Source organism: Brevundimonas diminuta (assembly GCF_050310045.1).
Lineage (GTDB): Bacteria > Pseudomonadota > Alphaproteobacteria > Caulobacterales > Caulobacteraceae > Brevundimonas > Brevundimonas diminuta_F.
This window is the reverse complement of sequence record NZ_CP190005.1, coordinates 2,630,256-2,657,053: the sequence shown is the minus strand read 5'-3', so window position 1 is coordinate 2,657,053 and position 26,798 is coordinate 2,630,256. Positions and strand designations below refer to the sequence as shown.

27 protein-coding genes and 2 pseudogenes are annotated in these 26,798 nt (G+C 61.3%); 22 read left to right on the top strand and 7 right to left on the bottom strand.

Going from position 1 to position 26,798, the window contains the following annotated elements; genetic code table 11:
- Positions 1-74: 74 nt before the first annotated feature.
- Positions 75-359: a helix-turn-helix domain-containing protein gene (locus ACORJG_RS12825; protein WP_375854047.1), complete on the bottom strand. Its 285-nt coding sequence runs from the start codon at positions 357-359 to the stop codon at positions 75-77.
- A 51-nt stretch (positions 360-410) separates the two neighbouring features.
- Between ACORJG_RS12825 and ACORJG_RS12820 the strand changes: the two genes are divergently transcribed.
- The 3 genes from ACORJG_RS12820 to ACORJG_RS12810 are packed head-to-tail and all read left to right on the top strand — an operon-like array spanning position 411 to position 1,784.
- Entirely contained in the window at positions 411-929 is a 519-nt protein-coding gene (locus ACORJG_RS12820; protein ID WP_409019853.1) for a hypothetical protein, read from the top strand.
- 13 nt (positions 930-942) lie between these two features.
- Complete coding sequence (locus ACORJG_RS12815; protein ID WP_427789545.1) at positions 943-1,581, top strand: hypothetical protein; 639 nt, start codon at positions 943-945, stop codon at positions 1,579-1,581.
- Positions 1,533-1,784: a hypothetical protein gene (locus tag ACORJG_RS12810; protein ID WP_409019851.1), complete on the top strand. Its 252-nt coding sequence runs from the start codon at positions 1,533-1,535 to the stop codon at positions 1,782-1,784. Before ACORJG_RS12815 ends, ACORJG_RS12810 begins: the two co-directional genes overlap by 49 nt.
- 201 nt (positions 1,785-1,985) lie before the next feature.
- Here ACORJG_RS12810 and ACORJG_RS12805 read toward each other — a convergent pair whose 3' ends face one another.
- Complete coding sequence (locus ACORJG_RS12805) at positions 1,986-2,600, bottom strand: hypothetical protein (protein ID WP_409019850.1); 615 nt, start codon at positions 2,598-2,600, stop codon at positions 1,986-1,988.
- A gap of 105 nt (positions 2,601-2,705) precedes the next feature.
- Here ACORJG_RS12805 and ACORJG_RS12800 point away from each other — a divergent pair, with 105 nt between their 5' ends.
- The 9 genes and pseudogenes from ACORJG_RS12800 to ACORJG_RS12760 form a co-directional block, all read left to right on the top strand.
- Complete coding sequence (locus ACORJG_RS12800; RefSeq protein ID WP_409019849.1) at positions 2,706-2,924, top strand: hypothetical protein; 219 nt, start codon at positions 2,706-2,708, stop codon at positions 2,922-2,924.
- Positions 2,921-3,667, top strand: coding sequence for a TnsA endonuclease N-terminal domain-containing protein (locus ACORJG_RS12795; RefSeq protein ID WP_409019848.1), 747 nt, complete (start codon positions 2,921-2,923; stop codon positions 3,665-3,667). Before ACORJG_RS12800 ends, ACORJG_RS12795 begins: the two co-directional genes overlap by 4 nt.
- Entirely contained in the window at positions 3,667-5,784 is a 2,118-nt protein-coding gene (locus tag ACORJG_RS12790) for a hypothetical protein (RefSeq protein ID WP_409019847.1), read from the top strand. The genes ACORJG_RS12795 and ACORJG_RS12790 overlap by 1 nt, the downstream gene beginning before the upstream one ends.
- Positions 5,781-6,764, top strand: coding sequence for a TniB family NTP-binding protein (locus tag ACORJG_RS12785; RefSeq protein WP_409019846.1), 984 nt, complete (start codon positions 5,781-5,783; stop codon positions 6,762-6,764). Before ACORJG_RS12790 ends, ACORJG_RS12785 begins: the two co-directional genes overlap by 4 nt.
- Before the next feature lie 32 nt (positions 6,765-6,796).
- Positions 6,797-8,098 carry a TniQ family protein gene (locus ACORJG_RS12780; RefSeq protein ID WP_409019845.1) on the top strand — a complete coding sequence of 434 codons (1,302 nt, stop codon included), beginning with the start codon at positions 6,797-6,799 and terminating at the stop codon, positions 8,096-8,098.
- Positions 8,099-8,937: 839 nt separating this feature from the next.
- A complete protein-coding gene (locus tag ACORJG_RS12775) occupies positions 8,938-9,702 on the top strand; it encodes an IS6-like element IS6100 family transposase (RefSeq protein WP_001389365.1) in 765 nt (254 codons plus the stop codon).
- 49 nt (positions 9,703-9,751) lie between these two features.
- Positions 9,752-10,087, top strand: a pseudogene (locus ACORJG_RS12770) (DUF3363 domain-containing protein); the annotation flags it as partial.
- 216 nt (positions 10,088-10,303) lie between these two features.
- Positions 10,304-11,518, top strand: coding sequence for a chloramphenicol/florfenicol efflux MFS transporter FloR (floR, locus tag ACORJG_RS12765; RefSeq protein ID WP_409019844.1), 1,215 nt, complete (start codon positions 10,304-10,306; stop codon positions 11,516-11,518).
- 93 nt (positions 11,519-11,611) lie between these two features.
- Positions 11,612-11,728: pseudogene (locus ACORJG_RS12760) on the top strand (DUF3363 domain-containing protein); the annotation flags it as partial.
- Here the strand turns inward: ACORJG_RS12760 and tetR(G) are convergent.
- Positions 11,725-12,351: a tetracycline resistance transcriptional repressor TetR(G) gene (gene tetR(G), locus ACORJG_RS12755; protein ID WP_024353490.1), complete on the bottom strand. Its 627-nt coding sequence runs from the start codon at positions 12,349-12,351 to the stop codon at positions 11,725-11,727. The pseudogene ACORJG_RS12760 and the gene tetR(G) overlap by 4 nt on opposite strands.
- Before the next feature lie 104 nt (positions 12,352-12,455).
- On the opposite strand from tetR(G), the gene tet(G) reads away from it, so the two are divergent.
- From tet(G) to ACORJG_RS12735, 4 genes are read left to right on the top strand one after another with little or no spacing between them, the layout of a single operon-like run.
- Positions 12,456-13,631 (top strand): tetracycline efflux MFS transporter Tet(G), encoded by a 1,176-nt coding sequence (tet(G), locus tag ACORJG_RS12750; RefSeq protein ID WP_409019843.1) that lies wholly within the window; start codon positions 12,456-12,458, stop codon positions 13,629-13,631.
- 56 nt (positions 13,632-13,687) lie between these two features.
- Entirely contained in the window at positions 13,688-13,867 is a 180-nt protein-coding gene (locus tag ACORJG_RS12745; protein ID WP_427789540.1) for a helix-turn-helix domain-containing protein, read from the top strand.
- A gap of 39 nt (positions 13,868-13,906) precedes the next feature.
- The gene (locus tag ACORJG_RS12740) at positions 13,907-14,671 is read left to right on the top strand and encodes an IS6-like element IS6100 family transposase (protein WP_001389365.1); all 765 of its coding nucleotides are present in this window, start codon (positions 13,907-13,909) and stop codon (positions 14,669-14,671) included.
- A 41-nt stretch (positions 14,672-14,712) separates the two neighbouring features.
- Positions 14,713-15,216, top strand: coding sequence for a hypothetical protein (locus tag ACORJG_RS12735; protein ID WP_409019841.1), 504 nt, complete (start codon positions 14,713-14,715; stop codon positions 15,214-15,216).
- Between the two features lie 110 nt (positions 15,217-15,326).
- Here ACORJG_RS12735 and ACORJG_RS12730 read toward each other — a convergent pair whose 3' ends face one another.
- The 4 genes from ACORJG_RS12730 to ACORJG_RS12715 all read right to left on the bottom strand — a co-directional run bounded on the left by ACORJG_RS12730 (position 15,327) and on the right by ACORJG_RS12715 (position 18,207).
- Complete coding sequence (locus ACORJG_RS12730; protein WP_427789534.1) at positions 15,327-17,006, bottom strand: recombinase family protein; 1,680 nt, start codon at positions 17,004-17,006, stop codon at positions 15,327-15,329.
- A 12-nt stretch (positions 17,007-17,018) separates the two neighbouring features.
- Positions 17,019-17,318 carry a hypothetical protein gene (locus ACORJG_RS12725; protein WP_427789532.1) on the bottom strand — a complete coding sequence of 100 codons (300 nt, stop codon included), beginning with the start codon at positions 17,316-17,318 and terminating at the stop codon, positions 17,019-17,021.
- A 179-nt stretch (positions 17,319-17,497) separates the two neighbouring features.
- On the bottom strand, positions 17,498-17,770 hold the full coding sequence (locus tag ACORJG_RS12720) for an RNA polymerase sigma factor (protein WP_427789530.1): 273 nt from the start codon (positions 17,768-17,770) through the stop codon (positions 17,498-17,500).
- Positions 17,767-18,207, bottom strand: a complete 441-nt coding sequence (locus tag ACORJG_RS12715; RefSeq protein WP_427789528.1) for a hypothetical protein — start codon at positions 18,205-18,207, stop codon at positions 17,767-17,769. The genes ACORJG_RS12720 and ACORJG_RS12715 overlap by 4 nt, the downstream gene beginning before the upstream one ends.
- 215 nt (positions 18,208-18,422) lie before the next feature.
- Between ACORJG_RS12715 and ACORJG_RS12710 the strand changes: the two genes are divergently transcribed.
- The 6 genes from ACORJG_RS12710 to ACORJG_RS12685 all read left to right on the top strand — a co-directional run bounded on the left by ACORJG_RS12710 (position 18,423) and on the right by ACORJG_RS12685 (position 26,761).
- Positions 18,423-18,653, top strand: a complete 231-nt coding sequence (locus ACORJG_RS12710) for a helix-turn-helix domain-containing protein (RefSeq protein ID WP_427789527.1) — start codon at positions 18,423-18,425, stop codon at positions 18,651-18,653.
- A gap of 119 nt (positions 18,654-18,772) precedes the next feature.
- Entirely contained in the window at positions 18,773-20,380 is a 1,608-nt protein-coding gene (locus ACORJG_RS12705) for a hypothetical protein (protein WP_427789526.1), read from the top strand.
- Positions 20,381-20,518: 138 nt separating this feature from the next.
- Positions 20,519-20,896 (top strand): hypothetical protein, encoded by a 378-nt coding sequence (locus tag ACORJG_RS12700; protein ID WP_427789524.1) that lies wholly within the window; start codon positions 20,519-20,521, stop codon positions 20,894-20,896.
- Positions 20,897-20,913: 17 nt separating this feature from the next.
- The gene (locus tag ACORJG_RS12695) at positions 20,914-23,445 is read left to right on the top strand and encodes a class I SAM-dependent DNA methyltransferase (protein WP_427789522.1); all 2,532 of its coding nucleotides are present in this window, start codon (positions 20,914-20,916) and stop codon (positions 23,443-23,445) included.
- A 403-nt stretch (positions 23,446-23,848) separates the two neighbouring features.
- Positions 23,849-25,038, top strand: a protein-coding gene (locus tag ACORJG_RS12690; RefSeq protein ID WP_427788494.1) for an IS3 family transposase whose coding sequence is annotated in 2 segments (ribosomal slippage) — positions 23,849-24,101 and positions 24,101-25,038 — 1,191 coding nt in all. Because the reading frame shifts where the segments join, the coding sequence is not laid out codon by codon here.
- Positions 25,039-25,387: 349 nt separating this feature from the next.
- A complete protein-coding gene (locus ACORJG_RS12685; RefSeq protein WP_427789520.1) occupies positions 25,388-26,761 on the top strand; it encodes a transposase in 1,374 nt (457 codons plus the stop codon).
- Positions 26,762-26,798 lie beyond the last annotated feature (37 nt).

The window sequence follows — 26,798 nt, the reverse complement described above, 5'->3', positions numbered from 1 at the left end:
CCTGAGAATTCGTGGCTGGGCGACTCCCTGACTGAAAGCAGAACTTGCCAACCGCCGCTTTGTCAGAAGCAGCCCTAGGACTTCGGGTGGCGGCCGCTCGGTAGGGATCGCGGCTCAGCCTCCCCCTGCTCAGGCAGAACGAAAAACGCCGAAACGGACACCCCCAGTACGCCCGCGAGTCGATCCAGCAGATCGACCGACGCATTGCCCAACTGGCGCTCGATCTCGCTGAGATACGCACGATCAATACCCGCGTCAGCAGCCAAGCGCTCCTGTGAGATGCCGCGTTCGGTTCGCAGCTTCTTGAGATTCCACGCCACCAGCGCCCGTCCGTTCATGGCGGCAAGCGACAGCTTCACCGCTCGTTAAACCACGGGATATATCCTACAGATTAAATCTGGAGGGTTCTGATGAAGAAGATCGTCTTCGCCGTTTCGGTTCTGACTGCGGTCGTTGCGTTCGGAGGCGCCGCATCTGCACAAACCGACGCCTGCTCGACGAATGGCGGCTACCCGCCCGGCAGCCCCAATGCTGTGATGGCGCGGATGCGGAACATCGCCAGCGGCGCCTATGCAGCCTGCGTCGAAGCGCAACGCGCCCGCACGCCGCCCGTGAACTGGACGCCGACGCGCATTCGCGCCACTGCGCGTCAGGCGGTTGTGAATAAACTGCGCGATCCGTCGTCAGCCCAGTTCCGGAATGTACGCCGCATCGAACACTCCAACGGCTCGACCATGTTCTGCGGCGAGGTCAACGGCCGAAACGCCTATGGCGGCATGTCGGGCTTTCAGCGCTTCGAGGCCGGCGTTGGAACGACAGGGAACGCCACAGCCTTGATCGACGGCGGCGAGGAACTGAACGCCGCCTACTTCGAAGGCGCCTGGAACCAGTTCTGCGGCCGCATCGCCGGCACGCCCGTTCAGTTCTGACGGAGGGCCGGTCATGGGGATGAAGTCGATGCTTCCTAAGGCTGCGATCGTCGCGGCCCTGATCGCTCTGGCGGGCTGCGCCTCTACTCCGCCGCCGGAGGTGCGGATGATCCCCACCGCCGACCACGGCGTGGGCGTGCGCTTCTCGCGCGGCAACGCTCTGATGGTGTCGAACGGGCCGTCGGGCGCGATCATGCTGCTGCCGGTCCGCTACAACGACACGCAGAAGTTCTATTTCTCCATCGCTGCCTTCAACACCTCCGGCTATCCGATCAACATCGGCTCAGAGGACGTGCGCCTCTATCTGGATGGGCAGCCCTACCGCGTCGAGGATTTCGACTACCTGCGCCACAGCGCGCGCACGACCGCCCAGCGTGAGATGAACCTGGCCTGGGCCGACGCGGCGGTGGAGTACTTCCTCACACTCCAGGAGTTGGAGGACCATCCGCGCCGCCACGACATCGCCTACCGCAGCGCCTCGGGGCAGTTACAGGCGTCGCATGACCACATCCAGCGACGCCTGCACCAGACCATCTCCACCCTGGGGGGACCATGCTGGAAACCACGACCATCGACCCCGGCACGGCCCATGGCGGCGCCATCTTGGCGGAACAGATCGTCATCCCCGACGGCATGCTCCGCGACATGGTGATCGAAGTGCGCTTCGGCGGCTTCCCCCATCGGTTCCGATTGAATCTGGCGCCGTCGGGCACCTACGCCCCGACGCCGGTCGACATCCCGGCCGTCCCCGCCCAGGTCACGCAGGAGCTGATGCGCACCCGCGAGACCTGGCACTGGACCGACGGTCCGCCGCCGTCGCCGGCCATCTTCAAGGGCATGCCGGTGATCGAATAGCGGCCGCGACCAGAAGTTGAATGACGCAGCGAGCTAAAAAGCTGATTCTGAAAGAAAATCCTGGGAGTCACTTTTTAAAAGACTCCGGCTCTTTGATGACATTCCACTCATGTGTAGCGGCTTAGCCCACCTTAGCCTCCCTTGGAGCCGGCGATCACGTTGACCGTCGATCCCATCGATCGCACGTCGCGGTGGGAACGCTTAAGGCATCGCGGCGGCAATGAGCTTGAGAACCGTGTGATCGACCCCGCGCGTGACCGACATGCCCTCCATCATCGCCCTCAGGAGGAGCCGGTCACGCATCGGCAGACCCTCCCAGTCATCCGGATATGAGACCGCTGGCGATTCCTCAAAAGACGAGAACTCCGTAATCTGCAAGCCGACGATGATTTCGGCGACCAAATGGGTAGCGGTGACCCGAACTCCGATTTCACCGCTGAGCAAGTTGCCCAGGAAGCCATCGTCCTGGATTGCGCGGCCATGATGGATGTCCGCTAGGAAAACAATCAGTCGCGAAAGCGCGACCTCAAACTGGAGCTCTTGAAGGGGCTCCAGATCACCTTCATCCCCGCGAACGTGCCAAAGGTCACCGACCAAACGCGTGACCGCCTCGCCTTCATGCAGAGAGTCGGCGGACAGCATCACGATCAGTATGCGGGCAACGTCCAGCGATGAAAGATGCTGGGCGCTACGACCACGCCCAGTGGTGGAGATGAGCCCCCCCTTTCTCAGCGCCCCATAGAACGATGTCACCGTCGCTTGGGGGCGCGCGATCGCGTTTGCGATGACCCCAATCATTTCACCTGCTGTCGCCATGCCACCCATCTAACAGAATAATTCTGAATGGTCATTGACAATCTATATCATCGAGAATAATTCCGAATGATATGGACCCGGAGGTCGCCACATGGAGGCTTGAAGATGTTTGGAGAAAAAGACCGGAAGCAGAGCGAACTGCCGCAGGCGGCCGCAGAAGACGCCGAGATGGCAAAGGATCGTCGCGCCCAGTGGGCCAAGTATGACGCTATGATGTCCAGCGTCCGCGCGGCGTGTGTGCGCCACTTGGCGATCATCCGCAAAGAACAGGCGCGCGCAGACGAAGAGCTCACGGCGCGTCGCCGCGCCGGTGCGGGCCAATGACGATGTTCGACATCCAGCGTAGCCGCCAGCGCCCGATGCCGCTGCGCTCTTCCTTGTCCGACGACAGTCTTGGACTGGTCCCGGGCGCTAAACCGCTTCGCCTGACCGCGCGGCGGCGCTCGCCCCCATCGTCAATCCGGGGCTGGTTCGCGTCGCCTAAGGCTCTCGGCGAAGCTCCGTTCGAAAGCTTGCTTGAGCGTGACGCGCAGGCAGTCATCAGCGCTGACCCGCAAGTCGAAGCCTATGCGGTTCAATGTCACCGCCTGACCTATTTTGTTCCGACGGCGAACGGGCTCGAAAGGCGCAATTACGTGCCCGACCTCGTTCTGAAAATGCGGGATGGCCGCCGGATCATCGTCGAGGTTAAAGCCAGCGCGCTGGCCGAACAGCCTGCTTGGACAAAGCTCGAGCCGTACATCCGTCGCGCGTATGAAGATGATTACGACGCACAGTTCCGGCTGATCACCGAGCGGCACATTCGTCGCCAACCTCAGCTCTCAAACGCACAGGTCATGTTGGCTCATTGCGGCGCGCCAGACCCTAAGGCCGAGCTCGCTGTCCTGCAGGTTCTTGACGCGGAGCACGGGCTGATCTCGATCCGCGGCTTGAGCGAAGTGATGGCTCAGCTTGGCCTCAGCTATGAGCAAACCTTCACGACGGTGATGAAGTGCGCATTCGCGGGAAAGGTGGAGGTCGATACGACCGAGCCGTATTCGCCCTCCAGCCAGGTCTGGGCGCTCTGATGATCATTGCACCTACCTCTTCGAACCCGCAGTTCGCCTTCCGCCAGAACACCGTGGTGGTGGTGGATGGCGTGAACTGGCTGATCCAGCAGCGTCTTTCGACCGGACAGTGGCTGCTGCTGCAAATGGAGACCGGCGAGACGAACCTCATTCGCGACAACGAGATTGCTCAGTTGCAGGGCGAGGGCCGCTTCCACCTCCATCAAGCATCGTCGAAGGTCGTTGCAGCACCGGCCCCGCTCTCGCCGGTGGTCATCGGTGAAAAGGCGCGCGCGGCCAACCTGCGCAAGCATGAGTATGTGCAGGCCTGTCAGGGCCTGCCGCGATCGCGCAAGGCGCTTCTGAGCGTGATCGCGTCGGTCGCCCAGAAGCTTGATGAGCCAGCGCCGGGCTTCACCTCAGTCCTCAACTGGATGGATGAGTTTGAAGCCTGGGCTGAAACTTTTGGCACCGCCGCTTACTCGGACCGCCACGACCTAAAGGGAACGCGCGGCAGTCGCCTGCCCGCTCATCTCGACCGCGCAATTGACGTGGGCCTTGAAGCTTGGCTGCAACTTCAGAACTGCGACCTCGCCTATGCGGTTGTCCGTAAGGAAGTCAGCCGGATCGACGAAGAGGAAGGTCACACCATCGACAAGCTCTCCCTGCCCGAGTGCTACGTCGACCCCTCCGGTCGCCTTCTGCCTCCGTCGCTTCGCACTTTCCAGCGTCGCTGCAAAAACGAGAGCCGGCTTGTGGTCGATCTTGCCCACTTTGGAGAAGGCCACGCTCGCAAACATAACCGCACGTGGGCCACGCGCGATCTTCCGGACCGTCCTTATCAGGAAGTCGAAGTCGATCACTGCACACTGGACATTACTCTGGTCGACGCCGGCGGCCTCGTCGTTGGTCGTCCGGACCTTGTTTGCTTCCGCGACCGCGCGACGGCCATGGTCCTTGGGTTCGGCGTCGGGCTGGACGGACCCAGCTATGCGTCCTTCCTGGAGGGCCTGAAGCACACCATCTATCCAAAGGAACTACCTGAAACGATCACGACGGCCTGGCCCTGCTATGGTCGTATCGACACCCTCATCGTGGACGGAGCCCTGCACTTCCTCGGCGATAGCATCGCCAACGCTGGCCGGGAACTCGGGTTCAGTCATCAGGTCTGCCCGCCGCGCCAGCCGTGGATGAAGGGTGCGCTCGAACGGTTCTTCCGCACACTGGGAGCGGGTCTGATACACCGCCTGCCCGGCACGACGCTCAGCAATGTCGTCGATCGCAACGAACACGAGCACCTCGGGGCTCCCGCCATCACGCTCGAGCAGTTTCGGCACATCCTCACGAAGTGGATTTGTGAAATCTACCACGTCGATGTCACCAAAGCGCTTGGACCAATCCGGGGCATGGGCGCTCAGCCGCTGGCGACCTGGCAGGAGAAGGCAGTGCGGTTCGTCACCCCACCCTTGCCGTCACGCGACATCTTCATCGCCCTTGCCGGCCAGATCGATCACCGCACCATCCAGAAGGACGGCATCGTCTGGGATCATATCAAGTACGAAAGCCCGGCCCTCTCGGCGCTACTCCAGCACCCGCAGCACCGCCGTCGCAGCAGCGAAGGTTCGTCCAGCCGATACAAGGTGCTGCGCGATCCTCAAAACCTTGGTGAGATCGTTGTGGTCAATCCGTATGATAACGTGCCCATCCAGGTTCCTGCGACCTTGGGGCACCGGAAATACGCTGAAGGCCTGACCCTGCATCAGCATCAGGTGGTGTTGGCGAACGTCAAGGCCGCAAACCGCAACGTCGCCCTCGACGATCTCATGGAAGCGAAAGCGGCGTTGGCCAATCTCGCAATGCAGCTACTGCATCACCCTGGACGCCGCGGCGTCGAGAAGGCCGTCGCTCGCTTCATCGGAGCGGACAAGATGCGCGGTCACCGCAGCAAGATCGAGGTCGATAAACCGAACGATCAACACTCATCGCTGAAGGCCCTGCTTGCGCCAGAGCCGCTTCCGGCGTCCGACGAACCGGCGTCCTTCATTGAAGCACCGTATGAGGAAGTCGACGACCTCGACTTCCTTCGCAGTACGGGCGGCTTCGCAATACACATAGCTGCAGGAGGGCCACTGGCATGACGCCCTCCGACAAGCAGCGCATAATCCGCGACCTTGTGGTCGAGCACCCACAGTTCACTCAGACAATCGCCGCGCTCGAACGTTTCCACTTTCCTGTTAAGGGCGGCCTCCCTGCTCGGGGCACGATCTCAGCTGTGATTGGCGACAGCCGAACGGGTAAAACCTTTGCGACCAAGAAGTACGCCTCGCGCTTCTCGACGTCCGTAGGGGAAACCGGCGTCATACGCCCGGTGGTCTATGTTGATATGCCGCCAGAAGGCGGTGGCGGCTTACGCGGAATTTTGGAGGCGTTCGCCACGAGCCTAGGGCTCCAGGTCACCCTGCGGATGACGAACCCCATGCTGGCCGCCTTGGTAATGAAGGCTTTGGCGGCGCAAGCTGTTGAACTTGTCCTGCTCGATGAGTTCGACCAGGTGTTCCGCGAGAACGACAAACGGCTTTTGGGGGCCGGCCGCGGCCTACTCCGGAAGATCGTTGATTTGAACACCCTGTCCGTGGTCTGCATCGGCCTGCCTAACGCCTATGATCTGATCAAGGCTGACAGCCAACTCGTCGGGCGAGGCGGCCTGCCGTTTGAGCAACTTCGAGCGTACGGTGGTCAGGGGACCGATGAGTGGCTGACCTTCCGCAAGGTGTGCGATGCTTTTGACCGCGGCTTGCCGTTCTCGACCGAAGCCGGCCTGGCCAATACCGACTTCGCCGCCCGCCTTCATTGGACGACGAAAGGCAACATCGGTCACCTCAAGTTCTATATCGAGGCCGCCGCCGCGGAGGCGCTCAATGATGGGGCGGCCAAGCTGGAGCTGGCGCACTTTGCATCGGCCTACGACGCGCGCAAGCCGATCAACCAGACCTTCAACCCGTTCACCCACGACCTGAGCGTTGCGCCAACACCCAAACCGAAACATCGGCAATTGAAGCAGGGTGGCAGTCGGACGATCTTCTCCAAGACCACGGAACCGGACGCGTGGACCCCGTGAATGCTCCGTCGGTACCCGCATGGCCCGCTCAGGTGCTGCCGGATGAGCCTGTACATGGCTTCTTTCAGCGTCTCGCCGCGATTAACGGCCATGTGAGCTGCAGGACGTTTGCCGCCTTTCTCGGTCTCAACGGTCGCAACTACGACTTCGATGAGCTTCTGACATATTGCTCTGTCCTGCCAACCAGGGGTGCTGAAGAGCTGCTGACCTCCACGCCGAAGCGGTCTGCCGGAAGCGTCACTCTGCGGGGAGAGGTGTTCAATCCCAGTCAGTGGGCATTCAACACCGTTCGAATCTGCCCCGCTTGCGTAAGCGAGAGCCGGCATCACCGGAACTGGTTCGACCTTGCCTTTGTGGAATGTTGCCCTTTCCACGACCAGCTTTTGATCGACGGGTCAGCGCAAGAGAAACTCGCCCGGTGGTACCCGTCGGTCGGAGTTCTTCCTCACAGCGGCCAAGACTTAGCAGGCGCGGCTCCGGCGGCGGGCCATCAGGAAACTCTCGCTCGCTATGTGTTGGGACGCCTGGGGTGTGCCCCGCGGTGGGGTATTAGCTATTTGGACGCTTACAGCTGCGCCGAAGTTATTCAGATGTCGGAGTTGCTCGGACGCATGCGCGAGTTCGGCTGGGCTGAGCGGTCTAGCTTGAAAGCCAGTTGGACCGCTGCCCGCCGCCGTTGGACCGAAGTTGGGTTCACCATTATTCGCGATGGTCCATCATCAATGATGGCTGAGCTGAGCCTATTCACCGCAGGTTCCTCTTTGAAGCCTTCTTCCACAGAAGTGACGTTCGCTATCAGCCAATTCTATGGCTGGCTGCATAGGCGGGTCTGCGAGCTGAAGGGGTCCAGTTTTGGGAGCGACTTTCGGTCGATGATGACCACGCATGCCGAACTGTGCGGCGTTTTCTCAAGAAAGGAAAAGCGGACACAGGGCCGGGCGGGAACAGACACGTTAAACAGCTTGGCCCGCAAGCTTGGTGTAACAGACAAGACCGCCCGCGAATTGATGCGGAAAGCAAACCTGCTGAGGTCCACCTCCCATAAAGGGCGACCCCACTCAATCACGATTTTTGACCAGTTGAAGATTATCGGTCTTTGGACCGACCTTGTCTCACGTCAGGAAGCCGAAATAATCATCTACAAACTCGGCCTTGGCGAACTGGCTGGACACGAGAAAGCGGGCCGCATCGAGAGGTTCATTCGGGTCGGGGGGCGAACGAAAGCTCACGATCGGTTCCTTCGATCTTCTCTTGCTATCGGTTCCTGCGGAATCCGACGTTGCAACACCTCGAACTCCACAACTCCTCGAGGCGCCCCTGACTCTGGGCTTTGAAGTCCAAGCTTTTGTGACGGAGGCGAATGTTAGTCTGGCGCTCTACGGCAGTTCCAGTTCGCCTTCAGCGGCGTAGTAAAACGCAGGCTTTTGAAATTGCTTGTTTTCATATTTTGCGCCGCCCGACACAGCCATCATCCACCTAAACGGACGTAGTCCCACAGCCGATCAAGTCCGCAGGCCTTAACTGGCGGCGACAATCGCGCGTGTACGGATCGTCCCAGGACTGCCGCCCGACCTGACTCAGCAAACGCGGCACGCTGGGCAGTGTCGAATTTTGTTCTTGTATTGTTCTAGCGCGGTGGATAGGCTTTTTTTGATGCCTACCCATCGTGATCGTTACTACGACATTCGCCCCAGACGTCCCGGCTTTACCTGGATGGCTTTCAGTTCCGATCAAATCACGCCCATCGGACGCGGCGATGCAAGAACCAAGGAGAACGCTAGGTCCGCCGCCATCGCGTGCATTGATGAGGTGCTGGATCAACCCGCTCCCGAATCGCGCACTTGAACCAGTGGGTGTCCTTTGACCTCTCAAATCAGAATAAGACGCCTACCGGGTTCAGTAAGCTTGTTCGGTCCTGCCGACCCGGAGATTCGACTGTCTCAAGCCTTGCCTGATCCAGCGCCAGGCTATCAGGCCCGATTTGGTCGTAGCAGGTGGCATGTCCTTGATGATTTTTCGGAGGAGGATGAGGACGTCTCTCGCCTTCGCCACAGGTTCACGTCCGCCTCCATCGAACGAAACGGTGAAATGATCGGAGGTGTGAAGATCGTTGGCTCTGTTGCAAAAATCGTGAAGCTTGAGCATGCTTGGCGGAGATTGGACGGACGGAACGATGACGGATTTCAAGTGGCGCCATTTCCAGGGTGATGTGATCCTGTGGGCGGTGCGCTGGTATTGTCGCTATCCGATCAGCTATCGCGACCTTGAGGAAATGCTGGCGGAACGCGGCATTTCGGTCGACCATACGACGATCTATCGCTGGGTCCAGTGCTACGCCCCGGAGATGGAGAAGCGGCTGCGCTGGTTCTGGCGGCGTGGCTTTGATCCGAGCTGGCGCCTGGATGAAACCTACGTCAAGGTGCGGGGCAAGTGGACCTACCTGTACCGGGCAGTCGACAAGCGGGGCGACACGATCGATTTCTACCTGTCGCCGACCCGCAGCGCCAAGGCAGCGAAGCGGTTCCTGGGCAAGGCCCTGCGAGGCCTGAAGCACTGGGAAAAGCCTGCCACGCTCAATACCGACAAAGCGCCGAGCTATGGTGCAGCGATCACCGAATTGAAGCGCGAAGGAAAGCTGGACCGGGAGACGGCCCACCGGCAGGTGAAGTATCTCAATAACGTGATCGAGGCCGATCACGGAAAGCTCAAGATACTGATCAAGCCGGTGCGCGGTTTCAAATCGATCCCCACGGCCTATGCCACGATCAAGGGATTCGAAGTCATGCGAGCCCTGCGCAAAGGACAGGCTCGCCCCTGGTGCCTGCAGCCCGGCATCAGGGGCGAGGTGCGCCTTGTGGAGAGAGCTTTTGGCATTGGGCCCTCGGCGCTGACGGAGGCCATGGGCATGCTCAACCACCATTTCGCAGCAGCCGCCTGATCGGCGCAGAGCGACAGCCTACCTCTGACTGCCGCCAATCTTTGCAACAGAGCCCACGCGCAACAGGGACGGCCGAATCTTCTACCGGCGCAATCTTCTCGCCACCCTGCGCGAGCGGGAAGTTGCGCGCGCCGGTGCGGAGATGGCCGAGGGCAAGGCGCTGCCGTTCCGCGCCGCCAAGGATGGTGAGAGTGTCAGCGGCAAGTTCACCGGGACTGTCCAGCTAACGAGCGGCAAGTTCGCCATCGTGGAAAAGAGCCACGAGTTCACCCTTGTCCCGTGGCGGCCGATCATCGACCGCCAGCTCGGCCGCGAGGTCGCGGGTATCATGCAGGGCGGTTCGGTGTCGTGGCAGTTAGGGCGGCAGCGGGGGTTGGGGCTATAGGAGCCAACGATACCGCATTGCAACGCAACAACTAATTCGATAAGAGCTGCTATTCAATTTCGTAATCGTGGAGCCATCAGCATGGGAAATTCCAAGTCAGCAGACAAGTAAGCCGCAACATCAGAATTGTTGTTGCGGCGCTCTGTAAGACCAATCCCATCTGATTGCTGACGAGCAGACGCTGCCCGGTATCCTTAATCGAGCGGTTGATTCGTCATGACCACCACACGCCCCGCGTGGGCCTATACGCTGCCGGCAGCCTTGCTGCTTATGGCTCCCTTCGACATCCTCGCCTCGCTGGCGATGGATATTTATCTTCCAGTCGTTCCGGCGATGCCGGGCGTCCTGAACACGACTCCATCCATAATCCAACTCACGTTGAGCCTCTACATGGTGATGCTCGGTGTGGGCCAAGTGATCTTTGGGCCACTCTCCGATCGCGTCGGGCGACGGCCGATCCTGCTTGTAGGCGCAACGGCTTTCGTTGCTGCGTCTCTGGGAGCGGCTTGTTCTTCAACTGCATTAGCCTTTGTTGCGTTTCGTCTGGTTCAGGCTGTTGGAGCATCGGCCATGCTGGTGGCCACCTTCGCGACCGTGCGCGACGTATATGCCAATCGTCCCGAAGGTGCCGTCATCTACGGCCTTTTCAGTTCGATGCTGGCGTTCGTGCCTGCGCTCGGCCCTATAGCCGGTGCGCTGATCGGCGAGTTTTGGGGATGGCAGGCGATCTTCATCACACTGGCTGCACTGGCTTCGCTCGCACTCTTAAACGCCAGTTTCAGGTGGCATGAAACCCGACCGTTGGATCAGGCCAGAACGCAACGATCTGTTTTGCCGATCTTCGCGAGTCCGGCCTTTTGGGTTTACACGGTCGGATTTAGTGCCGGCATGGGCACATTCTTCGTTTTCTTCTCGACAGCCCCCCGTGTTCTCATAGGCCAAGCCGGCTATTCCGAGATCGGATTTAGCTTGGCCTTCGCGACTGTCGGGCTGGTCATGGTCACGACAACCCGCTTCGCAAAGTCCTTCGTTGCCAAATGGGGTATCGCGGGATGCGTAGCGCGCGGGATGGCGTTGCTCGTTTCCGGCGCGATCCTGTTGGGGATCGGCCAACTTTTCGGATCGCCGTCATTTTTCAGCTTCATCCTGCCGATGTGGGTTGTCGCGATCGGCATTGTCTTCACGGTGTCCGTTACCGCCAACGGCGCACTTGCGCAGTTCGACGACATCGCTGGATCAGCGGTTGCGTTCTACTTCTGCATCCAAAGCCTGATAGTCAGTATCGTCGGGACATTGGCGGTGACGCTGTTAAACGGCGATACAGCGTGGCCCGTGATTTGTTACGCCACGGCAATGGCAGTGCTGGTGTCGTTGGGGCTGGCGCTCCTTCGATCCCGTGATGCTGCCACCGAGAAGTCGCCAGTCGTCTAGCAGACGACTGGAAGCAAGCCCGCTCCGATGCGGCGCAATAATCATCGAAACCTTGTGAATGGCGGTATCCTGTCCGGCAAGATACCGCTCATTTCCCTTGTCCCGTGGCGGCCGGTCATCGACCGCCAGCTCGGCCGTGAGGTCATAGGCGTCGTGCAAAGCGGATCGGTGTCGTGGCAGTTGGGGCGGCAAAGGGGCATAAGCCTCTAATCTGTTGTAGATGAACGCAGCCGCTCGAAACCAGCGATGAGGCTGTCGAGTCCGAAATTGAACGCAGCATCCATGCCGTCTGTTTCCAACTCGTGAAACAGATCGTGCAGGAAGGACGACGGTGCTTGCTCGGACACATCTGGCCTGTCCGGAACTCTCTCATCGGCATCAGATGCCTGCTGCTCGAGAACGGAACCGACCACATAGTGACTGACCGCCCGGAGCGCCCAAACAGCGTGCTTCGGACCAAAGCCCGCCGCGCAGAGAAAGCGTATTTGTGTCTCGGCAGCGCCAAAATTCGGTTCTGTCGGTCGAGTGCCGGCATGGATGCGCGCCCCGTCGCGATAATAGAGCAACGCCGTTCTGAAACTCTGGGCGTTCTCTTTCAGGAATAGCCGCCAGTCTTCGTTCTCTTCGGGTAGCGAGCGGGTGTGGCGTTCCGTCAGCATTGCCTCGGCCAGTGCGTCAAGCAGCGCGCGCTTGTTCTGGAAATGCCAGTAAAGCGCAGGCTGCTGAACCTTGAGGCGTTCAGCGAGCTTTCGCGTCGTCAGGTTGTCCATGCCAACCTCGTTCAGCAGCTCCAGCGCCGCTGCGATCACGGTGCCCTTGTCCAGTTTGGTCATTCACGTTCCTTCGCCAACGCTTGACAATTTATCACCGATAAGTTCTATGTCCATGTCCTTATCATTGATAAAGTCGCTCGCATTGAGCGGCGCTGGAGTTTCAGGTGCGCAGCTCTGCCATCATCGCCCTGCTGATCGTCAGTCTCGACGCCATGGGACTCGGCCTCATCATGCCGGTCCTTCCGACGCTTCTGCGCGAGCTTGTGCCGGCGGAGCAGGTCGCTGGTCACTATGGTGCCTTGCTGTCACTCTATGCGTTGATGCAGGTCATCTTCGCGCCCGTGCTTGGACAATTTTCAGATGCTTACGGTCGGCGTCCGATGCTTCTGGCTTCCCTTGCGGGAGCCGCAGTCGATTACACGATTATGGCATCAGCGCCGGTCTTATGGGTGCTCTATATCGGCCGGCTCGTCTCCGGCATCACGGGCGCAACCGGAGCTGTAGCTGCCTCAACCATTGCGGATTCGACGGGGGAAGGTTCTCGCGCACGCTGGTTCGGCTACATGGGGGCCTGTTATGGGGCAGGCATGATTGCCGGGCCAGCACTTGGTGGTATGCTCGGTGGTATTTCTGCCCATGCTCCGTTTATCGCCGCTGCCCTTCTCAACGGCTTCGCGTTCCTGCTAGCCTGCATTTTCCTCAGGGAGACTCGTCGCGGCGATGGCGAGACCGGAAAGCCGGTTCGCATCAAACCATTCGTTCTGGTCCGGCTGGATGATGCATTGCGCGGGCTAGTGGCCCTTTTCGCAGTTTTCTTCATTATTCAACTGATCGGCCAGGTCCCTGCGGCCCTATGGGTCATATATGGCGAGGATCGTTTTCAGTGGAACACCACGACCGTTGGCTTGTCGCTCGCGGCGTTTGGAGCAACACACGCGATTTTTCAGGCGTTTGTTACCGGCCCTCTTTCAAGCCGGCTTGGAGAACGGCGCACGCTACTGTTTGGCATGGCTGCGGATGCGACTGGCTTCATTCTTCTGGCTTTTGCCACGCAGGGATGGATGGTGTTCCCGATTTTGTTGCTGCTTGCCGCCGGAGGTGTTGGCATGCCGGCCTTGCAGGCAATGCTTTCAAATAATGTCAGCAGTAACAAGCAAGGAGCTTTACAGGGAACGCTTACAAGCCTCACCAATCTAAGCTCTATCGCGGGACCGCTTGGCTTCACGGCACTCTATTCTGCCACCGTAGGAGCATGGAACGGTTGGGTTTGGATTGTCGGCGCGATCCTCTATTTAATATGTCTGCCAATACTACGCAGACCTTTCGCAACTTCATTGTGATTGAGTCATAGCGAATTGGTATGCGTAGACTTACGAGAAATGACGGATTAAATCCGTTGAGCAATCATCTCCTTTCGGGGCGAGTGCCAATGATGACCTTAGTTCACACTCTCGCTGTCGCCGAATATCTCAACTTCCGTCACGCCGCCCATGCGCTCGGCGTTGCACAGTCCAGCGTCAGCGCCCGCGTGAAGGCACTGGAAGAAGACCTCGGGGCTCTGTTGCAAAAATCGTGAAGCTTGAGCATGCTTGGCGGAGATTGGACGGACGGAACGATGACGGATTTCAAGTGGCGCCATTTCCAGGGTGATGTGATCCTGTGGGCGGTGCGCTGGTATTGTCGCTATCCGATCAGCTATCGCGACCTTGAGGAAATGCTGGCGGAACGCGGCATTTCGGTCGACCATACGACGATCTATCGCTGGGTCCAGTGCTACGCCCCGGAGATGGAGAAGCGGCTGCGCTGGTTCTGGCGGCGTGGCTTTGATCCGAGCTGGCGCCTGGATGAAACCTACGTCAAGGTGCGGGGCAAGTGGACCTACCTGTACCGGGCAGTCGACAAGCGGGGCGACACGATCGATTTCTACCTGTCGCCGACCCGCAGCGCCAAGGCAGCGAAGCGGTTCCTGGGCAAGGCCCTGCGAGGCCTGAAGCACTGGGAAAAGCCTGCCACGCTCAATACCGACAAAGCGCCGAGCTATGGTGCAGCGATCACCGAATTGAAGCGCGAAGGAAAGCTGGACCGGGAGACGGCCCACCGGCAGGTGAAGTATCTCAATAACGTGATCGAGGCCGATCACGGAAAGCTCAAGATACTGATCAAGCCGGTGCGCGGTTTCAAATCGATCCCCACGGCCTATGCCACGATCAAGGGATTCGAAGTCATGCGAGCCCTGCGCAAAGGACAGGCTCGCCCCTGGTGCCTGCAGCCCGGCATCAGGGGCGAGGTGCGCCTTGTGGAGAGAGCTTTTGGCATTGGGCCCTCGGCGCTGACGGAGGCCATGGGCATGCTCAACCACCATTTCGCAGCAGCCGCCTGATCGGCGCAGAGCGACAGCCTACCTCTGACTGCCGCCAATCTTTGCAACAGAGCCAGATCGTTGAATACGATATCCCGCTGATCTCAATCGGTTGGTTCTGGGAGGCGATGGACGCCCACAGTAGTGCGACCCACGAACTTTCGGAGGTCCTGCTATCTGCATGGCCCGATTTCCCGTTCGATGTCGCGTGTTACGGTTCGGTTCTGGAATTGAATCGTCTCTGGGTGGAGCCTGGACAACGGACATCTGGCGTTTGGATTCCTGTCGTCCATGAGCTTTTTCGACGAGTGAGACGGCAAACAGCGATCATCATCGCGAAAGCTTATCCGCTGGAATACGAAGGCAAGCTGCCGGACGGCGCACCGGAAAGGTCTGCTTTCGAGAGACGGCGACGCGCCATGATTCAATACTACGAGCGCCATCTGGGCCTGCGGCCGCTGCCGGGTCCATCCGGCGAAGAGGGCTGGATATGGAAGTCGCCTGAAAGGCTCGAGGACATCATCGAAGTCCCCGTCTTCGATCAGAACTGGCGAAAAGAAATCTGATAGCCTCGCCAAGTCCAATGATCTGTGGCGAGGTCATCGGTTAGTCCAATCTTTCGCGACCGTTCAAGTCCAACTCATCTGACGTCGGCACGCCTAAGTGCTTGATTGGCTTAATCGGGCAGTCCAGCCTTATGTGACGCCCGACACTTCGGTTTAAAACCGAGAACGCCGCCAGCGGCGGCGTAACTCCCACCATCGTTAGGCACCAAGGCCCGCAGAAGCTCGGTTCGCGAGCCGATTATGCGCGCCTCGGTCTTACTTATGACCTCCACCCGCTGGGTCAGGGCGCGAAGGTGATCTCGCCGATAGCCGCTGGTGCGATCCCGCAGTTTGCGCCGTGTAGCGGTGGCGAACCGGCTCAAGACGTCGGGCGTGATCGTCGGCGCCAGCCGCTCCACTGAGGCGCTGATCCGATCGGCATCCGCCCTTGCCTGATCGCGGATGCCCGAGAGTTCGGCGACGCGATCTTTCAGCGAAGCATCGTCCGGCGCCAGCAACCCGTTCTCGATGGCCTCATAGAGCCGGTTGAGCTTGGCCTCGGCTTCTGTCGCGCGCTTGCGCATCTCCGCAATGTGCCCGCGCCGCTGGTCGGCCCATTCCTCCCGCCGATCGAGAAGCTGCTCCATCAGCGCCGCGAGGCGATCCGGATCGAGCAGCCGGGTCTCGAGGTGGTTGATGATCGCGTCATCCAGCTTGTGCATGGGGACGGCCAACCCAGTGCATCCCGCCTCGCCCATCCGCGCTTTTGTCGAACAGGCGTAGTAGCGATACTGGCCCCCCGCCTGGCCCTTTCCTGTTCTCAAGGTCATCGCGCCGCCGCTGAATCCGCAGAAGCAGATGCCCGTCAGCAGGTTTGGCCCGCTCGAGACGCGCGGCGGCGTCCACTTCGGATTCCGCGACGCCAGGTGCGCACGGACAGCCTCGTAGTCCGCTTTCGAGACAATGGGCGGCACCGCCATCACGGCGTGCTCGGATTCTGGCTTTGGCGTTCTGGTCCTGTGGTCGCGGGTGTTGAACCGGTGCTCGCCCATGTAGGTGGAGCGCGTCAGAATCTGGTGGACCGTGCTGATGCCCCAGCGCCCGCCGTCGCGGGTTCTGATGTTCTGTTCGTTCAGTTTGGTGGCGATGGTCTTCAACCCCATCGGCCCCTGCGAGCCGTCGCCGGTCAGCGCCCAGCGATAGATGGTTCGCACCGTCTCAGCCTGGAGCGGGTCGATCTCCAGCCTCTTCTTGATCTTGGCCCCGCGTTGCTCTGCCGCGACGATTTGGTAGCCGATGGGCGGTCGGGCGCCGTTCCAGAACCCCTGGCGGGCGTTCTCCTTCATGGCTCGCAGGGTGTGCTTGGCGTTTTCGCGCGATTGATACTCGTCGAAGAGGGTCATGATCTGGCGCATCATCACACTCATGGGGTCGTCGCCCAGCTCCTGGGTGATGGAGACCAGCCGCACCCCGTTCTTCGCCAGCTTCCGGACATAGAACTCGAACTGGAACTGATCACGGAAGAACCGCGAGAAGCTGTGCACTACGATCACGTCAAAGGCCGGCGGCTTGGTCAGCGCCGCCTCGATCATCGACTGGAAGGATGGACGCCGGTCGTCCGTGGCGGTGTTGCCGGGCTCGACATACTCCGCCGTTGTCTCCCATCCCTTGGTTTCGCAATAGGCCTCGAGCTGGCGGCGCTGGTCGGGGATCGACAGATCGTTGACGGCTTGCCGCCCGGTCGAGACCCGAAGATAGAGGGCGGCGCGGGTCTGGACGCCTGCTGTCGTGGCCATAGGTTTCCGGCTCATGTCCTGCTCCTCTCAGAGGCGCGGACCCAGAACCTCGTCGAGCACCTCGCCAAGCCACGCCTCCACCGCCAGAAGCTCGGCCGGGGTGATCGGGAGATCATCGGGCCAGGTGTCGGTGACGCGGACGGCCGACTGTACGCCAACTGGCCGGGCGGGCAGAATCCGGCGCCGACGCGTCTCCGGCTCTGGTGACGGCTGGACGTACATGCCCGCCAAGCTGATCGCTCTAAAGCTGCGCGCATACTCGTAACCCTCCCCTCGCAAGTCTCCGGCCGCCGCTTTCTCGCAAAGCGGATCGATCCATCGATCCATGCCAGGCCCCCAGCGGTGACGGCCGACCGGGTCAACGCCTGCGGCGCTTGCCGCAGCCCGCAGGGCGCGAAGCGGCGTTGAAGCGGGCGGACGGCGCTGCTCGACACTCCGAGAATGAGGGTCGATACGGCCAAGCTTGTCAGACAATGCTGGCGCAAAGCCTATCCTGCCCTAGACCCTCATTTGCGTTCAGAAGCCCCTCCACAGCCGGCCTCATCAACGGCGCGGCTCAACCGAACAAGCGCCTCCGCCAGACGTGCTTCGACCGCCTGTTGGTCGATGCCCAGATGCTCGGCGATCTGATCTACAGACAGCCCGACGAAGCGATGGATGAGGAAAACGTCACGGCAGTCTCGCGGCAGGTCGCGGATCGCTCGGACGAGCACCCGGCGCACGCGATCCTCGGGCGCCTCCCGCCGACGCCGCCACAGCCGCAACGGCTGGAGGCTCACCGGTCCGCCTCGCTGCCCATCCCGATGGCGGCTTCCACTGCGCAGAGGAGGTCGCAGATGGCTCTGTCGGCATCATCCGGCGGAAGCTGCAGGTCCGGCCGCATTAAACCGGAACGCAAGGCGCCGGAGGCGTACAGCGGGCCGAGCACCGCAGCGAGTCCGGCAATGCCGTGGGGGATGCCCCGAAGCCCCAACATCCGAACGCATCGGAGCGCCTTGGTCAGGTCATGTCGTAGGTGGGCGCGGTTCCAGTCGTCGGAGAGCCCGCGATGCAGGAGGTAGGCTTTTAGACCGAGTTCGATGGCGATGGCGGATTGATAGGCCGAACGAGCGCCGACGCGATCATCGTCTGTCCAGGCCATGGCGTGGAAGGCGCGGGCGTTACGGGCAAAGGCCCGCGCAAGGCGCTGGTCCGGATTGCGCTGTCGTGGCTTCATAACAATGCGCCCGTGGCACCCAAGGTCACGTCCGCGAGGAGGGGAGAGGTATTTGTCTGGGTCTTGTGGTGGTCAGGCATGCGTGACCTCCCGCGCAGTCGCCCGGTCGCTCAGATCGTGCTGAACGGTGGAGTTTGATGGAATTTCACCTACACTCCACCGAATTTCCGCGACGATGTCAACGAAATTCCGTCAGGAGAGAAGGAATTTCGGTCATGCTGGAGCCAAGCCAGATACGGATGGCCCGCGCCGCGTTGAAAATCAGCGTCCGCGAACTGTCGAAAATGTCAGGCGTGGCCGACTCCACCATTCTCCGTTTCGAGAGCGGAAAGGGCGCGATACTCACAACAAATATGAAGCGCATGCAGGAGGCCTTGGAAGCTGCCGGTGTGACCTTCTTGGCCGCAGATTCTGCTGGCGGGCCTGGTGTGCGACTCCGGACCTGACATCTGAAAAAAACGGATGCCCACGCACTGCAAACCAAACAGTCTGCTCAACCTTGACTCGTGCGAGCGGTGGGCCGCAGAAGTCAGCCGGCGATGCGGGGACTTCCGACGGACTGACGATGACACTGGATATCCGCGGCAGCCTGAAGAACACCAAGATCAGTTCGAACCGCTACGTCGTGTTCGAGGAGCTGCTGTCCAACTCCATCGACTCTTTCCTGATCCGGCAGCACACCCAGCCGTCCGCGCTCGACCTGACCGTGACCGTCGACGTGCGGCTGTTCGCGTCAGATCTTCTGGGGGAGAAGCTGGATGTGGCGATCACCTGTTCGGACAACGGGTGCGGCCTCGGCCCGGAGCAGATCGACGCCTTCCTGACCAAGGACACCTCCTACAAGGACGACCTCGCCATCGCCGGCATCGGTCGCTGCAAGGGCTCGGGGCGCATCCAGTACTTCCATCACTTCAGCCGCGTCGGCCTGCGCAGCACCTATCGGACTGACGCCGGCGTGATGACGCGCAGCCTGCCGCCGGTGGAGGGCCTGAAGAAGATCGATCTGAACGATTTCGCGATCGCGCCGGGCAACGAGGCCGACATCGGCGCGACCATCCTTCTGGAGCGCCTCAAGCCAATCACGCGCGAAAACCTGTTCCGCGATCCGCTGACCGAGATCTTCGATCCCGACAACCTGCGCCGGCACATGCTGGTGGCCCTGCTGCAGCGGCTGGTGGGCCTGGGCGCGCGGCTGGGAGATTTCGTCATCACCTTCCGTACAGCCTATCCGGGCGGCGGCGAGAAGACGGCGATCCTGACCGCCGGCGATCTGCCCGAGGTGACCGTCGCGCGGACGGTCGATGTGCAAGAGCGGGACATCCGGTCGGGCGATACTCTGGGAACGACCCAGACCTTCATGCTGACCTACTACCGGCTCGACGCCCAGGTCTTCGACCTGCCGCGCAACGCCATCGCGCTGTGCGCCAAGTCGTCGCCCGCGCGGGACATCACCTCGCGATATCTCCGCACCGGGACCGAGCAGAACAACCCGGTGGCCGGCCATTATCATCTCGTCTTGATCGAGGGCGAGGTGCTGGACCGGCGCGTAAACGAGCAGCGCGACGGGTTCGCGGGCATTGCCGAGGTCATTCCCACCGACGAACTGTTCGTGGACGAGGCGATCTCCTTCGCCGGCCTCTACGACGTGATCGATCCGATCATCGACGAACTGGTCACGCCCGCCTCCTGGAAGAGGGAGGACGTCATCCAAGACGTCGAGGAGATATTCGGCGTCATCCCCGAGATGCTGACGGACACTGAGACCCGGGTGAACCATGGCGACACCCCGCGCAGCGTCGCCGAGCGGGTGTTGCGGAAATACCAGGAGCGGATCATCGCCGAGACGGCGGAGATCTTCGACCTGAAGGAGGAGATCCTGAAGGCCGAGCCGCACAGCGAGGGCTATCGCCAGAAGATCCATGAGCTGTCGTGGCGCTACATCGCGTCGCTCAAGAATTTCGACATGGCCAGCCTGTCCCAGCTGGTCGTTCGCCGGGCCGCGATCGTGGAGATCCTGTCCCTGGCTTGCGGCAAACAGTTGGCGATTCAGATCGCCGGCGTGGACGCCGGACAGAAGGCCCAGAACGAGCGGATCACAAACAGCATCTTCTTTCCGATGAAGAAGGACAGCACCGAGGTCACCGACCACGACATCTGGCTGCTGAGCGAGTAGTATCAGTACTACGACTACATCGCATCCGATAAGCCGCTGTCGCAGATCCGCTGGGTCGACGACCAGCCGCTGTTCGAGAGCGACGTCGACGCCGACTGGGAGGCCCTACTGCGTCGCCGGTCGGACGAGAACCGGGCCATGCGGCCCGACATCGCCATCTTCAACGCCGAGGGCTCGGCCATCATCGTTGAGTTCAAGGCGCCGGGCGTCAGCATGGACGACCACATCGGGGACCTGTCGGAGTACGCACACTTGCTGGCGGCCAAGTCGAACGGCAAGCTGAAGAAGTTCTACGGGTACCTGATCGGCGACACCATCAATGCGACGCGCATGTTCGGCTGGACGCGGTTCGCCGCCGGTAAGGGCTTCTTCCGCTCCGACACGCTCGAGGACCCGGAGAACGGTCGTCGCCTGGGCGAGCTGTACGCCGAGACACTGCATTTCGAGGACTTGGTGGACCGCGCCCGCAAACGCATCGGCGTGTACAAAGATCGCCTGAAGGTCGAACTGAACTAGTGGACTAAGGCTGACTTATGAACGCCGTCGAGATCGAAGAAGCCGTATCCGCCCTGGCCGAGGTGCCGTTTGACGCCGAAACGTTTCCGTTCGCCTTCCTGGCGGCCTTCGGGAACAAGGAGACCGCGATCAAGCGCCTGCGTGCCGGCGCCACCAACCAGTCCGATCTGCCGGGCGGCGTGCTCCAGCGTAGCAACATCCATATCCTGGTCGTGCCACAGGGCCAGGTCGCCGAAGCGCTCGGCGCTCTGCGAGACAGCCCCCGCACCAAGTCGGCCAAGGCGCGATACATCCTGGCAACCGACGGCATGACGCTGGAGGCCGAGGACCTGTCGTCCGGCGAGACGGTCGCTTGCGACTACGCCGACCTGCCCAATCGTTTTGGATTCTTCCTGCCGCTGGCGGGGATCACCACCGTCCGGCAAATCCGCGAGAGCGCCTTCGACATTCGGGCGACCCGGCGTCTGAACCGTCTCTACGTCGAACTGCTGAAGGACAACCCCGAGTGGGGAACGCCCGAGCGGCGATCGGCCATGAACCACTTCATGGCGCGATTGATCTTCTGCTTCTTCGCCGAGGACACCGACATCTTCAGCGGCGAGCGCCGTTTCACCAAAACTGTCGAACAGATGAGCGCGCGGGACTCGTCGAACACCCACGAGGTGATCGAGACCCTGTTTCGGGCCATGAACACCAGAGACCACGGCGCCGAGGGTATCCCGCGCTGGGCCGATTTTCCCTATGTGAACGGCGGGCTGTTTTCGGGAGCTACCGAGGTCCCGCGCTTCAGCAAGATGGCGAGGACCTACCTGCTGCACATCGGCAATCTGGACTGGCGCCAGATCAACCCGGACATCTTCGGCTCAATGATCCAGGCCGTCGCCGACGACGAGGAGCGCGGCGCGCTAGGTATGCACTACACGAGCGTGCCGAACATCCTGAAGGTGCTGAACACACTTTTCCTCGACGACCTGCGGGCGCAACTTGAAGCGTCCGGCGACAACCCGCGCATGCTGCTGAATCTGCGCAAGCGCATGTCGCGGATCAGGGTCTTCGACCCGGCCTGCGGGTCCGGCAATTTCCTAGTGATCGCCTACAAGGAGATGCGGGCGATCGAAGCGGAGATCAACCGGCGTCGTGGCGAGTCGGATCGCCGCACCGAACTCCCACTGACCAATTTTCGGGGGATCGAGCTACGGGAGTTTCCGGCGGAAGTTGCGCGCTTGGCGTTGATCATTGCCGAGTATCAAGCCGACGAACTCCACCGAGGGCAGAAGGAGGCGGTGCGCGACTTCCTGCCCCTCGATAAGGACAACTGGATCACGTGCGGCAACGCTCTCAGAATCGATTGGTTGAGCATCTGCCCTCCAACCGGCACCGGGGTCAGGCTGGTAGCGGACGATCTCTTCAGCACGCCTCTACTCCAAGCAGAAATCGAGTTCGAAAACGAGGGCGGCGAAACATACATTTGTGGCAATCCCCCGTATCTTGGCAACAAGTTGCAGTCCGACGAGCAGAAGGCAGACCTCAAAGCTGTTCTTGAGGGTAAAGTCGAAGGCTGGCGATCGCTCGATTACGTGTCCGGCTGGTTTATGAAGGCGGCCGAATACGGACAGAAGGCTAGTGCCGTTTCGGCGTTTGTTACAACCAACTTCATCTGTCAGGGCCAGCAAGTTCCGTTACTTTGGCCCTTGCTCTGGCGGATAGAACACGAGATCGAATTTGCGCACACATCGTTCAAGTGGAGCAACTTGGCGAGCCAGAATGCGGGCGTGATCGTCGTCATCGTCGGCATATCCAATCAGAAAGGTCGCCGCCGGAGGCTGTTTTCTATGGCTCCTGGAGGAGGAGTGCTCGAACAGGTCTGCGAAAATATCAATGGCTACTTGGTAAACGGACCGAATGTAATCGGGGAACCACGACGTGAGACTCCTGCCCCGCGCAGCCCCATGATGTTCGGAAACATGCCTCGCGACGGTGGGGGCTTACTGGTGACGCCGGAAGAAGCCCAGCGGGCTCGTGTGCAGGACCCAACTTTCGCGCGCTATCTGTCGCCGTTCGTGGGTTCGGAGGACTTCATCCAAGGCAAATCGCGGTACTGTCTTTGGATCAGCGATGCGGATCGGGACGATGCGTTTGCATCTAAGGAGATTCGCGAACGGCTGGCGCGCGTAAGGGCGATGCGTTTGGAAAGTAAGGCAGAGTCCACCCGTGATTGGGCGCAGCGGCCACACAAGTTTGTCCAGATACAGGGAGTTGCGCGGAAGCGATCTTTCGTCATCCCGCGGCACAGCTCTGAGAGGCGTCCTTACCTGCCGGTTGGTCTTCTAGACGCAGACGCGATTGTGGCCGACAGCGCCTTTGCGATCTACGACGCCCCCTTATGGAATCTTGCTCTCATACACGTCATTGACGAGGTAGTCGAACGCATCACCGATCAGACGATAACCAACTACGATTATGACCCACTGACCGCATCTTTGACCCAGCGCGCGGGGGCAATTGGTCATCTTGAGGTGCCCCGGGCATTGCGAGGCGTCGACCTATAGCCGCCGTTCGCAAAGGTCAGATTGTGCGGCTGGACGAAGTCACCGGCGCAGTCGAGACATTATCAGCCTATTAGAGCGCCGCATAACTAGGGCCGTATGCTGAACTACGCCGCCATCATGCAGGCGTCTGAATTTCGCCACAGGTCGGCAATCCGAAATGCTGCTTCAAGAGAAGCGGCTTTGGCTAGGATTTTTACCCCGCCGATCGCCGGGTCATCCGAGATTTCGTATACGAAGAACCCGTAGCCACTCCCCAGGCCGTCAACCTGCGCGCTAGCGAACGTGCGACTAGATAACTGTGATATACATAGTTGGGTCAGTTCATCGATTCGTTCGCAGTGACGTGACCCCCTGAATCTCCTCCAGGAATAACTAGAGTCCGCCCTAAAGAAGGACGGACAGAATGAAGCGATCAAGGTTCACAGAAGAGCAGATCATCGGGATTCTGCGGGAGCAGGAGGCCGGTGTGACGACGGCGGAGGTGTGTCGGCGTCACGGGGTCAGCTCGGCGACCTTTTACAAATGGAAGGCCAAGTTCGGCGGGCTCGACGTGTCGGAGGCTCGGCGGCTGAAGACGCTTGAAGACGAGAACGCCCGGCTCAAGCGGATGCTGGCGGACGCGATGCTGGACAACGTGGCCCTGAAGGACCTGCTGGGAAAAAAGTGGTGACGCCCGCCGGTTGGCGCGAGGCGGCTGGTCATCTGCAGGCCGCCTACGAGTTGAGCGAAAGGCGGGCGTGCCGTGCTCTGGGCGTCGATCGGACGAGCGTGCGCTATCAGGCGACGCGGCCGGACGACGGCGCCCTGCGCGACCGGTTGAAAGCCCTCGCCCAGGAGCGTCGCCGGTTCGGCTATCGCCGCCTGCACGTCCTGCTGCGGCGCGAGGGCCATGCGGTCAACAAGAAGCGGGTCCAGCGGATCTATCGCGAGGAACGGCTGACGGTGCGCCGGCGCGGCGGGCGGAAGCGAGCGATGGGCACGCGGCGACCGCTGGACCTGCCGCTGGTCGCCAATCAGCGCTGGTCGCTGGACTTCGTCGCCGACCAGATGACGGACGGGCGGCGCTTGCGCATCCTGACGGTGATCGACAACTGCACCCGCGAATGCCTGGCGCTGGTGGCCGATACCTCGCTGTCGGGCGCGCGAGTGGTGCGGGAGTTGGACGCCGTCATCCGGCAGCGGGGCCGACCGGACACCATCGTCAGCGACAACGGCACGGAATACACTTCGAACGCCGTCCTGGCCTGGGCCGACGACACCGGCGTCGGCTGGCACTACATCGCACCAGGCAAGCCCCAGCAGAACGGCTTCAACGAGAGCTTTAACGGGCGCCTGCGTGACGAGTTGCTGAACGAGACGCTGTTCCGCTCCCTGCCGCACGCCCGCGCGGTGCTGGAGGTTTGGCGGCGCGATTACAACGAGAGGCGACCGCACTCGAAACTCGGCTGGCTGACGCCGCAGGCCTACGCGCACACCCTTGCTGGAAACGTCGGGCGGTCTGCTGCGCTGGTTGAGGGCTGCGCAGGCCGCCCTATTGCCAACCCAGCCAACCTCTACTCAGATCAACCTCGGACTCTCGTTATGGCTGGATGAGAAACGGGGGTCACGTCACCGCCGAAGCGCGCGAACCTGGCGCAGGCGAACTGGACGTGGAGTTCTACGCGCGCCTACCCCTGATGCCTTTGAGCGACCACGTCGCAGCCGATTACCACACCGCCCGCCTGTCATAAGACCACGAAGCCGACATCAACTGGCTCTCGCCGACATCATTCCCCGCAACTGTCCCGACAACCGTCGCACTGCCACCCGCGCGACGTGCGCATTCTGCAAGGATCGCGGGATTTCCACTGAGCGCCGATTTCGTTGAAAAAGGCGGCCTCCGGCAATTTGCATGAGGCCGCCGCGCTGATTCACTCTGGTCGTTGAGACCGGAGGTGCAGCGATGATGGGCGAGCGGCGGGTCGCTCAGTCGGCCATGTTCTACGAGTTCTCGCTGGAGCGGCATGTGCCGGCGGACCATATGCTGCGCGCGATCGATCGCTTTGTGGAACTGGACGGGCTGCGGGCGCATCTGGCGCCCTTCTACAGCGCCATCGGCCGACCCTCGATCGACCCTGAGCTCCTGATCCGCATGCTGCTGGTCGGCTACTGTTTCGGCATTCGCTCGGAGCGGCGGCTGTGCGAGGAGGTCCATCTGAACCTGGCCTATCGCTGGTTCTGTCGGCTGGGCCTGGACGGCGACGTGCCGGACCACTCGACCTTTTCGAAAAACCGCCACGGTCGTTTCCGCGACAGCGATTTGCTGCGCGAGCTGTTCGAGACGGTGCTGCGGCGATGCATCGCCGAGGGCCTGGTCGGCGGCGAGGGTTTCGCGGTCGATGCCAGCCTGATCAAGGCCGACGCCAACCGCCAGCGCTGTGTGCCCGGCGACGAAGGCCTGCCGCCCGAGGCCGCCAGCCGCGCCATCGACGAGTATCTGGCCGTGCTGGACGACGCGGCCTTCGGCGGCGCGACGCCGGTGACGCCCAAGTTCATCTCGCCGGCCGATCCGGCCTCGCGCTGGACCGGCGCCAACAAGGGCCTGGCCTTCTTCGCCTATGCGGCCAACTACCTGATCGACCTGGACCACGCGATCATCGTCGATGTCGAGCCGTCCACGGCGGTGCGCCAGGCCGAGGTGACGGCGGCCCGCACCATGATCGAGCGTGTGCGCGAGCATCATGATCTGTGGCCCGCCCGGCTGGCGGCGGACACCGCCTACGGCTCAGCCGAGATGCTGGACTGGCTGGTCCATGACCAGGGCATCGAGCCGCACATTCCCGTCATCGATAAATCCGAGCGGATCGACGGGACCTTCTCGCGCGCCGACTTCGCCTATGACCACGCCGCCGACCTTTACCGCTGCCCGGCAAGCAAGACTCTGGTCCACGGTCGACGCGTCTTCTCGACACCCCGGACTCAGGTGTCGCCGGACGACAACTTGCGCTATCGCGCCAGTACGGCCGACTGCCGGGCCTGCGCCTTCAAGGCCCGCTGCTGCCCCAACACGCCGATGCGCAAGGTCACGCGCTCCATCCACGAAGGCGCCCGGGACTTCGCTCGAGACATCGCCAAGACCGACGCCTACGTCGTCTCACGGCGCGAACGAAAGAAGGTCGAGATGCTGTTCGCCCACCTCAAGCGCATCCTGAAGCTGGACCGACTGCGCCTGAGAGGTCCCAACGGCGCCAAAGACGAGTTCCTCCTCGCCGCCACAGCCCAGAACCTGCGCAAACTGGCCAAGCTGATCCCGCCACCGACGCCGGCGACCGCGTGAGGCGGGAACAAACCGCAGCATCCGTTACTGGCCGCGA

What these genes read in the sequence shown, in the direction of transcription:
- ACORJG_RS12820 (WP_409019853.1), top strand. Translation starts at nt 411, where the DNA reads ATGAAGAAGATCGTCTTCGCCGTTTCGGTTCTGACTGCGGTCGTTGCG.
- ACORJG_RS12815 (WP_427789545.1), top strand. Translation starts at nt 943, where the DNA reads ATGGGGATGAAGTCGATGCTTCCTAAGGCTGCGATCGTCGCGGCCCTG.
- ACORJG_RS12805 (WP_409019850.1), bottom strand. Translation starts at nt 2,600, where the DNA reads ATGGCGACAGCAGGTGAAATGATTGGGGTCATCGCAAACGCGATCGCG.
- ACORJG_RS12800 (WP_409019849.1), top strand. Translation starts at nt 2,706, where the DNA reads ATGTTTGGAGAAAAAGACCGGAAGCAGAGCGAACTGCCGCAGGCGGCC.
- ACORJG_RS12795 (WP_409019848.1), top strand. Translation starts at nt 2,921, where the DNA reads ATGACGATGTTCGACATCCAGCGTAGCCGCCAGCGCCCGATGCCGCTG.
- ACORJG_RS12790 (WP_409019847.1), top strand. Translation starts at nt 3,667, where the DNA reads ATGATCATTGCACCTACCTCTTCGAACCCGCAGTTCGCCTTCCGCCAG.
- ACORJG_RS12785 (WP_409019846.1), top strand. Translation starts at nt 5,781, where the DNA reads ATGACGCCCTCCGACAAGCAGCGCATAATCCGCGACCTTGTGGTCGAG.
- ACORJG_RS12775 (WP_001389365.1), top strand. Translation starts at nt 8,938, where the DNA reads ATGACGGATTTCAAGTGGCGCCATTTCCAGGGTGATGTGATCCTGTGG.
- floR (WP_409019844.1), top strand. Translation starts at nt 10,304, where the DNA reads ATGACCACCACACGCCCCGCGTGGGCCTATACGCTGCCGGCAGCCTTG.
- ACORJG_RS12740 (WP_001389365.1), top strand. Translation starts at nt 13,907, where the DNA reads ATGACGGATTTCAAGTGGCGCCATTTCCAGGGTGATGTGATCCTGTGG.
- ACORJG_RS12730 (WP_427789534.1), bottom strand. Translation starts at nt 17,006, where the DNA reads ATGAGCCGGAAACCTATGGCCACGACAGCAGGCGTCCAGACCCGCGCC.
- ACORJG_RS12725 (WP_427789532.1), bottom strand. Translation starts at nt 17,318, where the DNA reads ATGGATCGATGGATCGATCCGCTTTGCGAGAAAGCGGCGGCCGGAGAC.
- ACORJG_RS12715 (WP_427789528.1), bottom strand. Translation starts at nt 18,207, where the DNA reads ATGAAGCCACGACAGCGCAATCCGGACCAGCGCCTTGCGCGGGCCTTT.
- ACORJG_RS12710 (WP_427789527.1), top strand. Translation starts at nt 18,423, where the DNA reads ATGCTGGAGCCAAGCCAGATACGGATGGCCCGCGCCGCGTTGAAAATC.
- ACORJG_RS12705 (WP_427789526.1), top strand. Translation starts at nt 18,773, where the DNA reads ATGACACTGGATATCCGCGGCAGCCTGAAGAACACCAAGATCAGTTCG.
- ACORJG_RS12700 (WP_427789524.1), top strand. Translation starts at nt 20,519, where the DNA reads ATGCGGCCCGACATCGCCATCTTCAACGCCGAGGGCTCGGCCATCATC.
- ACORJG_RS12695 (WP_427789522.1), top strand. Translation starts at nt 20,914, where the DNA reads ATGAACGCCGTCGAGATCGAAGAAGCCGTATCCGCCCTGGCCGAGGTG.
- ACORJG_RS12685 (WP_427789520.1), top strand. Translation starts at nt 25,388, where the DNA reads ATGATGGGCGAGCGGCGGGTCGCTCAGTCGGCCATGTTCTACGAGTTC.